9 protein-coding genes and 1 pseudogene are annotated in these 15,955 nt (G+C 69.5%); 2 read left to right on the top strand and 8 right to left on the bottom strand.

Translation table 11 applies throughout. The features are described from left to right. Positions 1-3,073 precede the first annotated feature (3,073 nt). Positions 3,074-3,670 (top strand): annotated as a pseudogene (locus tag AB0C12_RS11490) (hypothetical protein); the annotation flags it as partial. A gap of 2,940 nt (positions 3,671-6,610) precedes the next feature. Here the strand turns inward: AB0C12_RS11490 and AB0C12_RS11485 are convergent. After that, positions 6,611-7,585: a D-alanine--D-alanine ligase gene (locus AB0C12_RS11485; protein WP_360546666.1), complete on the bottom strand. Its 975-nt coding sequence runs from the start codon at positions 7,583-7,585 to the stop codon at positions 6,611-6,613. Continuing rightward, entirely contained in the window at positions 7,582-8,883 is a 1,302-nt protein-coding gene (locus tag AB0C12_RS11480) for a PLP-dependent aminotransferase family protein (RefSeq protein WP_360546664.1), read from the bottom strand. The genes AB0C12_RS11485 and AB0C12_RS11480 overlap by 4 nt, the downstream gene beginning before the upstream one ends. A gap of 197 nt (positions 8,884-9,080) precedes the next feature. Here AB0C12_RS11480 and AB0C12_RS11475 point away from each other — a divergent pair, with 197 nt between their 5' ends. Beyond that, positions 9,081-9,746, top strand: a complete 666-nt coding sequence (locus AB0C12_RS11475; protein WP_360546662.1) for a GNAT family N-acetyltransferase — start codon at positions 9,081-9,083, stop codon at positions 9,744-9,746. 4 nt (positions 9,747-9,750) lie between these two features. On the opposite strand, the gene AB0C12_RS11470 is transcribed toward AB0C12_RS11475, so the two are convergent. The 6 genes from AB0C12_RS11470 to AB0C12_RS11445 form a co-directional block, all read right to left on the bottom strand. Beyond that, entirely contained in the window at positions 9,751-10,902 is a 1,152-nt protein-coding gene (locus AB0C12_RS11470) for an N-acetylmuramoyl-L-alanine amidase (protein ID WP_360546660.1), read from the bottom strand. A 134-nt stretch (positions 10,903-11,036) separates the two neighbouring features. Next, a complete protein-coding gene (gene trxA, locus AB0C12_RS11465) occupies positions 11,037-11,360 on the bottom strand; it encodes a thioredoxin (RefSeq protein ID WP_212987036.1) in 324 nt (107 codons plus the stop codon). Positions 11,361-11,376: 16 nt separating this feature from the next. Next, entirely contained in the window at positions 11,377-12,336 is a 960-nt protein-coding gene (gene trxB, locus AB0C12_RS11460) for a thioredoxin-disulfide reductase (protein WP_360546657.1), read from the bottom strand. 145 nt (positions 12,337-12,481) lie between these two features. Continuing rightward, on the bottom strand, positions 12,482-13,462 hold the full coding sequence (locus AB0C12_RS11455; protein ID WP_360546655.1) for a hypothetical protein: 981 nt from the start codon (positions 13,460-13,462) through the stop codon (positions 12,482-12,484). Then, positions 13,459-14,250, bottom strand: coding sequence for an RNA polymerase sigma factor SigM (gene sigM / locus AB0C12_RS11450; RefSeq protein ID WP_360546653.1), 792 nt, complete (start codon positions 14,248-14,250; stop codon positions 13,459-13,461). Before sigM ends, AB0C12_RS11455 begins: the two co-directional genes overlap by 4 nt. 44 nt (positions 14,251-14,294) lie before the next feature. Continuing rightward, the gene (locus tag AB0C12_RS11445) at positions 14,295-15,836 is read right to left on the bottom strand and encodes a protein kinase family protein (RefSeq protein ID WP_360546651.1); all 1,542 of its coding nucleotides are present in this window, start codon (positions 15,834-15,836) and stop codon (positions 14,295-14,297) included. Positions 15,837-15,955: the final 119 nt, after the last annotated feature.

Here is a 15,955-nt window from a genome sequence, read left to right as displayed (position 1 = left end):
GCCCTAATCCCTCTCCGCGTGGTCGGCGTTTTCGAGGTTCAAGGGTGAGACAACCCGAGTGCCGCAGGCCATGCCCTTGGCGATGAGCGCAGGGGCCCTTCGTGGTCAGGATTCACCGCGTCTGAGTCCGTTGGTGCTTGCCGCAGTTGGCTCGACGATGCTCAACCGGCTTGATGCCAAGCGAGTTTCACGTGAAACGGCTGAGGCGCTTCGAGCTCACTGAAGCGGGGCGACTAGTCACGCGCCGTTCGGCCGGTCAAGTTTCCGTGGGCTAGCCGACGTTGTGAACTGGGCTCGTGCCGCCGTTCAGCTTTGGCCGCGGCATACGACGGTTCGCGGGTCTGATGGTCGACTGAATAGTCTTGACCATCGGAGTCGGCTCGTATTGAGCTCGCGGGGTGAGCGGTGATGCGCTTGGATCCACGAGAGCCGGCGGGAGGTTCGTGCCCAGGAATTCAGCGCCGTTGGGCTAGCGGCAACTGGCTGCCTGCGCGGTCGCGGGCGGCAACGCGGAGCTGTGGCATCTGCGGGGGGCTGCGCGGTATTGGCCGGGGTGGTGAAGTCGTCTCCGGGTTCCGCCAGGTCGGAGATCGTCACCGCGCGGCCGGGCCTGTCGGAGTATCGCCCGCACTTGGCGGTCTTGGCGGTTGGCTTAAGGCCACGGAAGCTCTTCTGAAGAATGGAAGCCTCAGCTGATGGACGTCCTGGTTAGCCGGTGGCAGTCCGTTTGCCTCTGCCTCAAGTGGCAGACAGACGTGCGAGCACGGCACCGTTCTCGCCTTCGGCCCCGGCCGGGTCGATGACAAAGGCAACCGCGTTCCGATCGACTTCTACCTGAGGGCATCGGTGTCATGTTTCCCGTGAAACCGTATGTCGGCCCTCTCCGACTCTCAGGCCAAAGGCTTCCACGGCGATGCGAGCGGCGCCAAAACCGGCAAGGTGCTGACTGGCGGTGGTTCCTCAAGAGAGGGCGGTGATCACCGGACTGTCGCCCCTCGGCGGGACCTCCGTGTCGGCTCTGGGCTGCGGTGCTCGTTGGAGGTGGCCTTGGACAAGTCTCTGGGTTGAGCATGGGCGTCGTATCTCAGATCCGTCTTCCGCGGCCGAGCTACTGGCCGGCGTGGAGCCAAGTCGTCGTTCTAGGGTGTTCAGCCGCTCTCATCTCCATGGACATGCGCCGTCGCAAGTTTCACGTGAAACAAAGCCGGAGTCACCATCTTCGGAGCCCGGAGCCCGGAGCCCGGAGCCCGGAGCCCGGAGCCCGGAGCCCGGAGCCCGGAGCCCGGAGCCCGGAGCCCGGAGCCGTTTCACGTGAAACGGCGGTCTTCCCGCGCGCTGCTGTCGCCTTCGGTCGGCTGCCCTGCCGACCACCACGACGCAGCCACACCCATGCGACGCGACTAGCCGCACCGCGCTGCTGTCCGTGCCGGCAAGCGGTGGTCGAGCGAACTGGTGGCTCACCCCCGGACATCAGCGCCGGCCGGACACGTACACCCGGGATGTGATCGAGTCGCGGCTGCGGCTAGCGATCACCGAGGCTCGGTCGCCGGCAAGGCTGCCCGATCCAAGAATCTCTCGCCACGTTCGAGCAAAGCTGCCACCCGTAGTGCCGACAGCTGATCAGCTTGGCGATTAGAAGACGACAGCGCAAGCGCGAGCCGAGGCGGATGGCTCACCAAGCAGCGAGGGTGACGGACCAGAAGCGCACTTGAACACGATCCCGCCCGTTGTCCCCACTCAGGTCTAGACGACGTTCCACGTGAAACGCGGTAGCGGTGGTCTGGCCCACCCGCAGCCTTGAGTCGAGCCCCCTGCGACAGCCCACAGCGCAACTTGCCGTGCCCTAGCCGCCCGAGCCTTACCCTTGCGACACCCATGGTGCTGCGGGGCTGTTCCTGCTGAGTCGTCGGCACTACCGATCAAGCTCGCGGTCTGAAGTTCTTACAGCGGCGCGACCCCAGCTATATCGCCATGGACCTGCCCTCACCTCGGCGGTGGAATACGACAAGGCATCCCGCCGCGGCTGGATGCGGCAGCCGCTCCGACTCCAAGATGTGGCACGGGATAGTAGCGATAAGGCCCAAGACTGTCTTCGAGCCCAAGATCCATACTCGACGGCTACGCCAGCGTCAACCGCTGGCGAGACCCTGCCGGCCCGAGCCATGCCAATTGAGCGAGGTTCTCAGCGTCAGCGGTCCTGAGGCCCAACCACACCGGCACCAGCTTGCCGGCCTTGCCGCCAAGGCCCGGACATGGCGAGCGAGTAGCGACGCGGATCAACAGTCGGCATGCCAGGACCCTTATCGAAGAGACTGAGACTGAGACTGAGACTGAGACTGAGACTGAGACTGAGACTGAGACTGAGACTGAGACTGACACGGACACGGACACGGACACGGACACGGACACGGACACGGACACGGGAATCGTGCCGCTGATGAAGCCACTGTCCCGCCGACGCATCTGAGCTCCAACGGACTCGGGCGGTTGCATCTCCGCCCGCTGCAAACCGACGGAGACCTGACTCCCCTCGCAGCCGCGCCAGACTCCAGAAGGCGCCCGTCACCACGACGCGGACCGACAAGGACTCCGCCCACGAGCCCAACTCAACCAGGTCAATCTGACCCGACCTGTTTCACGTGAAACCAGCCTCCGGTGCCCGTCGAACCCCGCCATGAAGACGTCCAATCCGAAGCCCAACCAAGCCCCACGATGCACCAAGCCCCGGCGCGAAACCGCCCACCTCGGATCGGCAGCCAGCAGTATCCACAACCTGTGCGCAGAGACTGTTGATGGCCCTCCCCGTGGCCGTTTCACGTGAAACAACTCCGATGGATGACACCTTCTCCACCGCTGTATCCACAGGGGGTGAACGCGTTCTACGTCGTGTTTCACGTGAAACCGACCTGCCTGTGGATAACTTCTGTGGATAACTTCCGGCGTAGCGCGGAGCCCACCGAAGGTGACCGGCGTCAACGTTCCGAGGACTGTCCGAACGGGTGAGGGAGCATCGGCGGGTCCGCCGGAAATTGACCCGGGACAGTGCCCGGTGAGCTGGGCTAGGGTCACCCTCGTGCCCCAGAACCCCCCGCCACTTCCCGACTTCACACGCTGGCCTTCCTTCCCGTTCGAAGGCGACATGCGGGTCAAGACCCTTGCCGAGCCGGTCGATGTCGAGCCCCCGCGAAGTGGCGAGGACGCCGGAGACTGCGTCGCCTGCAACACCCCCGACGACGCGTACATCTGGGTCAGTGAGCGATGGCGCGTCCGCGGCATGGACCGGCCCACCGGCCTTCCCATGGTCTTGATCCTCGAGTGCCGCTCACACCTCGACATGGGCGACCTGCCGAACCTCCTGGCCGCGGAACTCGGCGTGATGACGGTCCGCCTGGAACGAGCGATCCGCTCGCTCGACGGCGTCGCCCGCGTCCACGTGAACCGTTGGGGCGACGGCTCCGCGCACCTGCACATGTGGTTCCTGGCCCGGCCCTACGGCCGGCTCCAGCTCCGCGGCACGTTCCTGTCGCTCTGGGACGACATCCTGCCGGTCATCCCCGAGGAGCAGTGGCTCGAAAACCTGGCCCTCGTCGCGGAGTGGCTCGCGGGCTTCGGCGGCCGCGCCATCGCCGAACCTGCCCACATCCACTGGCAGTCGCCGTCCACGTTCGGCAACGAACCAACAGTCACACCGGACACGCCTGCCACCCCCGACACCTGGCAGCCGCCAACCCACACGGACTCCCCGTCCGCCGGTTTCACGTGGAACAACGCAACCCCGCAAAACCAAGAGCCCACATCTCAAGACCCAGCGCCCGCGCCTTCGCGCTCCGCGCACCCGGAATCCGACGGAGCAACGGCCCCGGACCCGGCGCCGGCCACCACCGCACCTGCCCCCGCCAACCCGAAGCCCGAAGGCACAGCGTCCGAGACGGCCAGCCGCAGCGACCTAATTACGGTCAACGCCGAGACCCGCGACCTCTCGTCCTACGCGATCCGCCAGGCCACCACGCCGACTCCCGCCGACGAACCAAACACCAACGCGCCAGCCACCGCCAACGCCCCCGAGCCAACCCCGCAACTTCCAAGCGCAAGCTCACCGACCTCGGCCGCCCCGGCCGTCTCCCCATCGACCGACGCATCCGGTACGGGCACAGCGTCCACAACCGCAAGCACCCCCGCCCCGCCGACAACGAGCAACCCCACCCTCGACCCCAACAACACCGACGACAGGGCCGGCCAAGCAACGCAGTCCGAACCAAGCGCAGCCCCCGCAATCCCGTCCCAGTACGACGCGAAGACCGCGGAAGCACCGGCGCACCCCGACCGCCGCCCGGCAACCCCGCAGTCAGCAACCGCAACAGGCGACCCCGCCAAGACGCAGGCCGCCCCGTCCCACTGACTCAGCCACGACGTCTGCCCGCAAGCGGTCCGGTGCCGTCGCCACCGGGCGACCGGTTCGCCAGTGCGTCGTGGCTGGCGTAGTCCAGCAACCACGTGACGAACGTCGACCGCCGCGACAAGCCCGTTGGCTGCCCAGAACGTCGCTGTAGATCGCCGAGGCTACGGAGCGGAACAAGCGCACACCGGCGGCGGCCGAGAGCGCTAGGTAGGCCAAACGCTGACCGGCGTGACGGACGCAGCCTTCGAAGCGTGCGTCCAACCCAACGACAGGCGCCCCTTGTCGGAACTGCTGATCCGGCTGGTCCACAAAACCGGGTGGCGCTGTCCGACTGCAGGCCCCAGCCAGTCGGAGCTCAAGTGTCCGCCCCGGGTAGCCGCTTCCCGGCAGTCTCGGGCACCGCGCCAACCCACCCAAGCCAACTGCCTAGCGCGCCATGGCCAGCGTGTAGGCCAGGCTGATGTCACTCGCCCTGCCCTTGGCCGTCGCCCTTGGCCTCTGGCCAATGAACCCGCGTCACCCCTGCCGTGGGACCCGAAGTTGTCTTGGTCCAATCGGCTGCCGCCGGGCCACGGCCGCGTCCGAACCCTGGCCTTACGCCGGCCACCTTGGCCTTACGCCGGCCACCTTGGCATCAACGCCGGCCCGGGCATCAACGCCGGCCTCTCACAATCGGCCGTGGCCGTCATCCCGACTTGTGATCCGGTTGACGCGCCGCCCCGTCCGGCGCCCCCGACCCCGGCCACGACCGAGTCCTCGGCGCGCACCGGCCACCGATCCCTGCAACGGCTGCGGCCACAGCCCGGACCCGGACCCGGACCGCAGCCAAAGCTGGCGCAACTCCCGGCTCGTCCCCCGGCTCCAGTTGCCGAAGCCTTCGTCACCGGCTCGGCACTAGGCCCCCTTCGCGCTCGGTCAGAAGTCCGGGCCAACTTCTACCGGAACCTGGACCTTCAGACCCCGACCGCGGCCCGAATGCATCTGCGGCACTCCAGCCCGGGCCGCACCACCCCAACCCCTGCCGTGCTGGCCCTGGCCCTCGACCGGATGGGTCTCGACCCCGTCTCGCAGACGCTACTGGGTGGCCTGCCGTGGCACCGGCTCCACCGACTGCGATCTGAGTTTGGTTCCAGTCTGATCCGACCCTGGCATCGAGCCATCGAGGCCACGACTCCATCCAGGGGCCGCCTCGGCCCGACCCCAGCCCGGCCGCGGGCTAGCCCGGAACAAGGCATACGCGCACTCTGGATTCGGCCCGACCCCGGCCACCAGCCCACACCGCCTCGGCCCGGTATCGGTTCGACTTCTCGGCCTCCGGCCCGCGGCCTCCGGGCTCCGGCCCCGGGCTCCGGCCCCGGGCTCCGGCTCCGACCCCGGGCTCCGGCCTGCGGCTCCGGGCTCCGGCCCGGCTGGCGTCGGCCCCGCAATTCGGCTGGGACCCGCCGCCGGCCGTCTTCAGGCGCCTCCGACCCTTGTGCCAGCTACGGCCACCGACACAGCCCTAGGCTGCGGACCCCGCGCTCAACCTATGGTCCATAGCTGCCGACGCCGACGCCCGACTGCAGCCCGACCGCCGGCTGGTCCCTCGGTCGCGGCCCAATATCTGGATCTCCACCCCTTGGGCTCGCCGCCCGCTCCGACCCGGTCCTTGAAGGGCCTTACCGCCGACCTGATCCTCGCCCAAAGACCGGACATGGACTCGGGCGTCCACCCGGTCCTTCATGAGGTGGCCACACCTGGCCTGACCCAACGCGGGCCCAGCTCCAGGCTCGGCCGGATCCGCGTCCCCCGCCTCAAGTTCGAGATCGGCACCGACTCAAGCACTCCCCCAGCCCACGCCCGCCGGAGTTTCTCAGCTATGGCCTCGGCTCCAGCTATGAGCCCAGTACCGGATCCTGCCCCGACCCCGCGTCCAACGCCAGTCGCCGCCTTGCCCCCGACTCAACCACTGGCAGCCGCCGCCTCATCGCAACATCGAGTGAGGACCACCCCCCGTTCCAAGTACCGACGCAATCCCCACCCCGCGCCCAGCGGATGACACCCCTCCCGCCTCCGCCGTCGATTGATGAGGCAGACGACGAAGGCAGCGGGCCAACAACCCGGAAAGGCCAGCACCGCGGCCGGACGGCGAAAGCCAGCCGCACCAAGCCAAAGGATCAGGGTGGCCACCCCCACCCACGCGGGACGACCACCCTGAGAAGAACAGACAGATCAAGCAGCCCCCCGAGCCACCGCCCGCCCGACCAGAGCCGCCAGCATCTTTCCGAAGTCCAAACCCTCAGCCTGCACAGCCAACGGCAGCAAAGAGGTCTCAGTCATCCCCGGCGACACATTCACCCCGAGCACATGCGGCTGCCCCTCGGAATCCACGATCAGATCCACCCGGGAGAGATCCCGCAATCCCAAAGCCTCATGCGCCGCCAACGCCGCCTCAGCAACCGCCCCGGCCACGGCACCGGACAACCGGGCAGGAGCATGCCAAGTAGTCAGCCCAGCCGTGTACCGAGCCGCGTAGTCATACACCCCGTTCCGGGGGACGATCTCCACAGCCGGCAGAGCCTGCGGCCCGGACCCCAGATCCACCACCGACACCGCCACATCAGTGCCTGGCACGAACCGCTCCACCAGAGCCGTCGAGTCGTACGCGAAGCACCCCACCATCGCCGCCGGCAGCGCGGCAGCCTCTCGCACCACAGCTGCCCCCAGGCCCGACCCGCCCTGCGCCGGCTTGACCATCAACGGCAGCCCGAGCCGCTCAGCGATCCGGTCCAGCACCGCCACCGCACCCAGCTCCGAGAACCGGTCGTGCGGCAACGCCACCCAGTCCGGCGTGGGGATCCCCGCCTCGCGCAGCATCGACTTGGCGGTCGGCTTGTCCCAGGCGAGCCGGGCCGCGCGCGCGTCGCAACCCACGTACGGGATGCCGCACAGATCCAGCACCCCGCGCAGCGACCCGTCCTCCCCCGTCGCTCCGTGCAGCGCGATCACGACCGCGTCCGGCGGGTCTTCGCGCAGCGTCGGCAGCAGTGACACGTCCGCGTCACGCATCTCAGCCGACAGGCCGGCCGCGCGCAGGGCGTCCAGCACCCGGCGGCCCGAGCGCAGTGACACGTCGCGTTCGTAGGACAGGCCGCCGGCCAAAACCAGCACGTGCGTTTCTGATGGCGTACCCATGGTGTTGATCATGCCAAGTCCGGGCCGGGAGTGTCCGCGCCGGCGTGGCCACGACGGCGCGATGGGGTTGTCGGTCCGAAGACCGCGCGCATCGCCAGCTCCTGTTCCATCACGCCGGCCAGCCGGCGCACGCCCTCGCGGATGCGTTCCGGGGGCGGGAACGAGAAGTTGAGGCGCAGGTTGGTGCCGCCGGTGCCGTCGGCGTAGAAGCCCGTGCCCGGCACGTAGGCGACGCGGGCAGCGATCGCCCGCGGCATCATCGCCTTCGAGTCGAGGCCTTCCGGCAGGGTCGCCCAGACGAACAGGCCGCCCTCCGGCCGGGTCCACGTCGTGCCGGCGGGCATCAGGTCACGCAGTGCGTCGAGCAGTGCGTCGCGGCGCTCGCGGTAGATCTCGCGGTAGGTCTTGATCTGCTCGCGCCACGGCATGGTCGACAGATACTGCGTCACGGCGCCCTGCGCGAACGCGCTCGGGCACAGGATGTTCGCCTCGCTGGCCATCACCAGCTTTTCCCGTACGGCATGAGGGGCCAGCACCCAGCCCACCCGCAGCCCGGGCGCGAACGTCTTGGAGAACGTGCTGACGTAGATGATGCCCTCGCGCCGGCGGGCCCGCAGGGGCCGCGGCGCCTCGCCCGCAAAACTCAGCATCCCGTACGGGTCGTCCTCGACCACCAGCATCCCGTGCCGTTCGCAGATGTCGAGGATCTCGTCGCGGCGGGCGTCGGTGAGCGTGACACCGGCCGGGTTCTGGTACGTCGGGATCGTGTAGAGGAACTTCGCCCGCCCGCCGGCCTCGACGATGGCCTGTTCCAGCGCGGCCGGCACCAGACCGTCGGCGTCCATGGCCACGTGCCGTACCTGTGCCTGGGCAGCCTGGAACACGCCGAGTGCGCCGACGTAGGTCGGCCCCTCGGCGAGCACCATGTCACCCGGGTCCAGGAACAGCCGCGCCACCAGGTCGAGGCCCTGCTGGCCGCCGACGGTCACGACCACGTCGTCCGGGGACGCTCCGACCGACGCGTCGATGCCGGACAGGCTCATGACCTCACAGATGCGTTCGCGTAGCTCGATCGTGCCCTGGCCGATGCCGTACTGCAGGCTGGTCGGGCCGAGCTCGCTCGCGAGCCGGCCCATCATCTCGCCCACCGCGTCCAGTGGCAGCGCCGCGATGTACGGCGACCCACCGGCCAGCGAGACCACCTCGGGCCGGCTCGCCACGGCGAACAGGGCGCGGATCTCGGAGGTCGTCATCCCGCGGACCCGCCGCGCGTACCGATCTGTGTAGTCGTCCTGGGTCGTGCCGGTCATGCGGCTCACCTCGATAAATCGCTGGTCACATCGGCGTCCATGCTAAAGGTCCGACGCATGGGGGCGCCCGCGGTTAACGACCGTTACGCTCCCGTTCAAGGCCATTGCGGCGTAGTATCCGTGCGGGGGCGCGGACGAGCACGTGAACAGGACCGTGCTTCGAGTCCGGAAAATTGTCGATTCTCAAGGGGTCCCGCATGTCGCGACGCCTGGTCAACCTGACTCTCGACACGCTCGAGGATCTGCCCCGGCCGTGCCGCCAGTGCGTCTACTGGGAGCTCGATCCGGTCTCCGCGGAGCGGGCCTGCGCTTCCGGGGATCCGGGCCTCGAGAAGGAGGCCTGGGTGTCGCAGACCCTCCTCGAATGGGGGAGCTGCGGAAAACTGGCATACGTCGACGGGATGCCCGCCGGCTTCGTCATGTACGCCCCGCCGGCGTACGTGCCGCGGTCCATGGCCTTTCCCACCTCGCCGGTCTCGGCGGACGCCGCACTGCTGATGACCGCGCACGTGGTGGCGGCGTTCGCGGGCGGCGGCCTCGGCCGGATGCTCGTCCAGGGAGTCGCGCGTGACCTCACCAAGCGCGGGGTGAAGGCGATCGAGGCTTTCGGCGACGCGAAGTTCGGTGAGGCGGGCGACGGCGAGGAAGGCTGCGTCGCCCCGGTCGACTTCTTCCTGTCGGTCGGTTTCAAGACCGTCCGCCCGCACCCCCGGTATCCGCGGTTGCGGCTGGAGCTGCGGACGGCCCTGTCGTGGAAGTCCGACGTCGAGTACGCGCTGGAGAAGCTGCTCGGCTCGATGAGCCCGGAGACGCTGCTGCGGCCGGTGCGGCCCGCGGCCGCCACCCGTTCGACGCCGAACTGACCGGTCAGGCGTTGCGGGACGCCAAGGCCAGCCGCAGCTGCCGCACGTCGATCGAGCCCGTCGGCACGTCGGCCTCGACGGGGAAGTACATGCGCTGGACCGCGGCCAGGATCGCCTCGACGACCTGCTCGCGGAAGGCCGGGTCGACCAACCGTTCCCGGTCGGTCGGCGAGGTCAGGTAGCCCAGGTCCACCCGGACGGCCGGCATCCGGGTCAGCCGGAGCAGCTCCCAGGTCTTGGCGTGGATCCGGCAGTCGCGCATGCCGGTACGCACGACGATCTCGCGCTGCACCAGGTTGGCCAGCCGCTCCCCCACCGTCGAGGTGAGCCCGTTGCCGGTGCCGTAGTGGTACGTCGCCACGCCGTCCGCGGCCGGGCTCTCCTGGCCGTCCAGGTGCAGCGAGATGAACAGGTCGGCGCCGAGGCTGTTGGCCAGGGCCGCCCGCTCCTGGCCGGTCATCGGCTGCACCGGGGACGGGCCGCGGGTCAGGTGCACGCGCATGCCGGCGGCGAGCAGCCGGCCCTCGAGCCGGTTGGCCAGGTCGAAGACCAGGTCGGCCTCGGTCCACCGCAGCTGCCCGTCCGGCACGACCACGCCCAGGTCCTCGGCGCCGCCGTGGCCCGGGTCGATCACGATCGTCTTGCCGACCAGGCTGGAGCCGGACTGGCGGAACGCCTCGGCCTCACGCAGCCACTGCGGGCGGCCACCGACGACCTTGCGGCCGAGCCGGCGCAGCGCCTTCATGGTCTGCGGGCCGCACGAGCCGTCGGGGGTGAGCCCGACCTCACGCTGGAACTGGGCCACGGCGCGGGCGGTACGCGGGCCGTAGATGGCGTCGGCGCGGCCGCTGTCGAAGCCCATCTCCAGGAGCCGCTCCTGCAGCGCCCGGACGTCCTCGCCGACCAGCGACGTCGGCACCGAGTGGTAGAGGGTGCGGGCGCCGAGCTTCCAGCGGGCGCCGTCGAGGGCCTGCCAGGTCTCGGGGCCGACCAGCCCGTCGACGCCGATGCCGCGGCTCTGCTGGAAGGCCCGTACGGCGTTCTCGGTGGCCCCGTCGAAGGTGTCGGCGACCGCCGGCAGCAACTCCAGGCCTACCAGGATCGACTGGATCTCCTCGACGGCCGGTCCGGTGTCTCCACGTCGGATCGAACGCACGCGCGGCTCCCTAACGACTGGGGGGAAGAGCAGAGGGCAACTTACGGAGCGTACTCCTGGGCACCGGCTCGCGAGGAGTCACGGCAACGGGCAACGCCCCGCATCCAGCTGGATGCGGGGCGTCGTGAGACGGCTCAGAGAGCCGACTCGATGAAGTTGACCAGGGCGCCCTTGGGCTTGGCGCCGGCGACGGAGTTGACCGCCTCGCCGCCCTTGAACATGGTCAGCGTCGGGACGGACATCACCCGGTAGGCGCGGGCGGTCTCCGGGTTCTCGTCGATGTTGACCTTGACGATCTGGACCCGGTCGCCCATCTCGTTGGCGATCTCGGCGAGCAGCGGGTCGACCTTCTTGCACGGTGCGCACCACTCCGCCCAGAAGTCGACCAGCACCGGCTTGTCGGACTGCAGCACGTCCGTCACGAACGTGGCGTCGGTGACGGCCTTGGTTGCTCCCACGGAAAACCCTCCTGAATTACAGCTCTACGAACGAGGCGATGAAGCGTTCCGCGTCGAGCGCGGCGGCGCAACCGGTGCCGGAGGCCGTGATGGCCTGGCGGTAGGTGTGGTCGACGAGGTCGCCGGCGGCGAACACGCCTGGGATGTTGGTGCGGGTGCTCGGGTGGTCGACCTTGACGTAGCCCTCGTCGTCCATCTCGATCTGACCCTTGAACAGCTCGCTGCGCGGGTCGTGGCCGATCGCGACGAACACGCCGGTCACGTCGAGCACCTTGGTCTCGCCGGTCTGCACGTTGCGCAGCCGGGCGCCGGCCACCTTGCCGTCGTCACCGAGGATCTCCTCGACGACGCTGTTCCACTCGACCTTGATCTTCGGGTTGTTGTGCGCGCGCAGCGCCATCACCTTGCTGGCGCGGAACGAGTCCCGGCGGTGCACGATCGTCACGGTCTCGGCGAAGCGGGTGAGGAAAGTCGCCTCCTCCATCGCGGAGTCACCGCCGCCGACCACGATGATGTGCTGGTTGCGGAAGAAGAAGCCGTCACAGGTCGCACAGGACGAGACACCGTGGCCGAGCAGCTCCTGCTCACCGGGCACACCCAGCGGACGCCACGCGGAACCGGTCGACAGGATCACCGCGCGGGCGAAGTATTCCTTCTCGCCCACCCAGACCGTCTTGAGGCCCTCGGTGCCCGCCGCGGTCGGCTTGTCACCCAGCTCGACGCGGGTCACGTCGTCGGTGATGAACTCGGCGCCGAACTTCTCGGCCTGCTTACGCATGTTGTCCATCAGCTCGGGACCCATGATCCCGTCCGGGTGACCCGGGAAGTTCTCCACCTCGGTGGTCGTCATCAGCGCGCCACCGGACTGCACACCCTCGATGACCAGGGGCTTGAGGTTCGCCCGGGCCGCGTAGAGCGCCGCGGTGTAACCGGACGGACCCGAGCCGATGATGATCAGGTTTCGGACCTCGTCCACTGCCGACTCCTCAGTCTGGTTTCGCCGGGGACACCGGCGACATCGCATGCTGGAACGTCATCGTATGAGGGCGCATTCCCGCGCGTCACGGCATGTGCCGGAGGGCATAGGTAACCCACCTCACGCCGGGCGGGACGACGTCCGTTCAGCCTACCTTCACCGAAGCGCGGGTGTCCGCGCCGACTCCGCGCGTGCCGCAGGCCGGACCCACTGCCCACACCCACGACTCACCGTCGGCGACGAACTGCACGATCACGGCCGGGCGGCCGTCGAACCGGGCGTAGTCGATGGTCTGCGGGGTGATCGGACCGACGCCGTGCTGGGCCGCGATCGCCTCGATGCACGCACGCAGCGCCTCCTGCGCCCGGAGGCGCGCGAAGGCCGGATCGGCCCCGGCCGCCGCCTCGGCCGACGTCCCGACGTCCGGCAACGCCTTGCGAGCGTCTGGGCTGGAGTCCCGCGCCGGCGGCTGGTCGAGCATCGTCGTCATGCCGGCCGAACCCAGGGTGTCGCGACGATAATCGGTGCCGGACTCGAGGATCTGGGGTGCGGCACCCGGCGCGCCGAGCTCCTGGCCCGAATTCGCCCGCGGCGCCTCCGCGGCGGAACCGGCGGCCGAGGTGTCGGCGCTGTCCGCGCCGGACAACTGCTGAAAACCGAAACCCAGGAACGCGAGCACCCCGGCGGCGATCCCGACCGGCGCGGCCCACCGCAGCCGCCGCGCCCGCCTACCCCGAGACCCCGAAGGTACGGCGACCAGATGCCGATCAGGCGCAGCACCATCGGTGCCCGGCTCCATGGCGGCCCGACCGGCCGTGACACCAGACGAAAAGTCAGCGATCGAAGTGACTGTGCCGCCGCTCTCGTCGGCAGCGGCCGCGGTCAACGCGGAGTCGATCCGGGTGAGAACCTCCGCGGGCATCGGCTCGGCGACCGAACCCAGCGCCCGCAGTTGGCCCGTCACGGCGGCGACCCCGCCGGAGAGCTGAGCGTGGGCGTCGCGCCAGGCCGGATTCTCAGCGATCAGATTGGTGACGAGGACCTCGTCGGGGGTGCCGTCCAGCGCGCCACCGACATAGTCGGCGAGGAGGTCGATATCGACCTCGCTGAACTCTGCCCCGGTCACTGCTGGTCCCCTCTGTCGGCGACTGACCCGTCACGCGCGGAAAGGTGCGGCGCTGTCGTAGCCGACCCGGATGGGACGCGCGCGGCAGCCCCACGGTTCCCGGCGTGATCGCCGTCTCCCCCGGTCTTCCCCGCCGTCCCGTCCCGCCCCGCGGCTCCGGCCGCTGCGGGTCCGGGGCCTGGAGTGTCCGAGCCCGTGCGCAAGTGGCCGAGGGCCAGGGCCATCCGCGCCCGCCCGCGGGCGCACCGGCTCTTGATCGTGCCTTCGGCGACCCCGAGGATCTCGGCCGCCTCGATCACCGGATAGCCCTGCACGTCGACCAGCACCAGGGCGGCCCGCTGCTCGACCGGCAAAGCCGCCAGCGCCGCCCGCACCACCAGCGCGGTGTCGTGGTCCTGGACCGGGGCGGCCGGCTCCGGACCGTGGGGCCCGTCGTCCGAGCGGGTGCCGTCCGGCAGCGGGACCGTCGGGTGCGCCTGGCGGCGGCGGATGCGGTCCAGGCAGGCGTTCACCACGATCCGGTGCAGCCACGTGGTCACCGCGGATTCGCCGCGGAACTTGGCGGCGCCGCGGTGTGCGGACAGCAGCGCGTCCTGGACCGCGTCGGCGGCCTCCTCGCGGTCGCCGATCGTGCGCAGCGCCACCGCCCAGAGACGGTCGCGGTGCCGGCGGATGAGGTGGTTGAACGCCTGCGGGTCCCCGTCGACGTGGGCGCGCAGCAGCTCCGCGTCCGTCCGCCCGGGGTTGTCCGGGGCGGACGGGCCGCTCTGCGCGTCGCCGGAAGTCACGCCCAGCAATCTAGTCGAGGGTGGCGACAGGGTGAGTCACCCCGTCAGTTGCCGTAGACCTCGACCTTGCTGATCTCGGCGCGGTACTTGCCGTCGCTGTCCTTCGGCAGTTCGGTGATGAAGACCAGGATGTACTGGTATTTCTGGTTTTCGTCGAAGAGCGGGAAGACCGCGTTGTTGCCGTCGGTCTTGGCAGTGTCGCCGTCGCCGAGCTTTTTGTAGTCCTTGACGATCTGCTCGTCGCCCTTGGAATTGTTGCCCGGGTCGCTGGTGCCGGTCCGGATGTCCATCGCGATGCCGGGCGACGAGGTCTCGACCCGGACCTCGCTGACCGTGCGGGGCGTGCCCAGGTTGATCAGCAGGCCCATGCCGGGCTTGTTGTAGAACTTGGCCTGCAGGAAGCCCGAGGTCTTCCAGACCGTGTCCTTGTCGTCGTCGACGGTGTAGGCGGCCTCACCCTCGTCGGTGCGGTCACCTCCCGGCGGGTCGACGATGCGGACCATGTCGGGGGTGAGGGCGATCTTCTTGGGGGCGGCGGCCGGGGCCTCGTTGTCGGTGTTGCCCGTGCCTGTGTTGCCGCCCGCGGGATCCTGCGGCGCGGTGTTGGCCTGGGTGGTCGACGGGGTGTCGTCGCCCGACTTGCTGATCGCCTGGATGCCGAAGACGAGCCCGATCACGGCGATGACGACCAGCGCGCCGATGCCGATGACGATCTTGCGGGTGCTGCGGACCGGCTCGGCCGAGGTGCCCTGGGTGAAGCGCAGCGGGCCGACGTCCTCGTACTCGTCGTCGGCGGAGTCCAGCCGGGCCAGCTCGGCGGTGAGCGCGTCGGCCTCGGGGGACGCGACCCGCTTGTCGAGCAGGTCCATGGTCAGGTCGTCGAGATAGGCCGGGACGCCGGCGCGGATCTGCCGAGGCGGGATGACCGCGCCATTGCTGTCGCGCATCGCGTCGGGCAGCGCTGAGCCTCTGATCTCGGCGTGCGGCCAGTGGCCGGTCAGCGAGAAGTAGAGGATGCCGCCGACCGAGCGCACGTCCGTCTCGGTGCTGTCGGCGGAGTCGGCCCGCGCGTCGGCGAGCACGATCCGGCCGTCGTCGCCGATCAGAGTGGTGCCGGGGTGCACGTTGCCGTGGACCATGCCGGTGGCGTGGACCGCGGCCAGCGCGTCGGCGATGGAGTGGGCGATCGCCGTGGCGCGGGCCGGATCCAGCGGGCCCTCCTGCGCGACGAGCTCGCGCAACGCCTCGCCGTCGACCCATTCGCGCACGACGTACGCCCGGGAGCCCTCGTCGATCGCGTCGTAGACGCCGACCAGGTTGGGGTGGATGACGCGGCTCGCGTCGACCGCCGCCTGCAGCATCTCGGTCGCGGAGTCGCCGCCGGGATACCGCAGCACGACGGCTACGGGGCGGCGGAGGATCACGTCTATGCCGCGCCAGACCTGCCGGCCCGCGCTGTCGTTGTTGACGTGTTCCTCGAGCTGGTACCGCTCGGCCAGGATCTCACCGACGGTGGGTGCACCGAAGGTCATGACCGGTCCGGCCTCATCGGCCGCGGTCTCGTGGCCTTCGCCGACCTGGGTCACCCGTCCTCCCTCGGTGGGTCCGCACGTGTCGACCACGACCTTACCCGCCCCGAGCCAGTGACCTACACGTCATCCCCCGCCGCGGCACTCGTCCGACACCGCCCGCCAGGACCGTTTCC

This window comes from Actinoplanes sp. NPDC048967 (assembly GCF_040649415.1).
In the GTDB taxonomy this organism is placed as follows: Bacteria; Actinomycetota; Actinomycetes; order Mycobacteriales; family Micromonosporaceae; genus Actinoplanes.
Note: the sequence above shows the minus strand (reverse complement) of the source record. Positions and strands in the feature narration are given on the sequence as shown.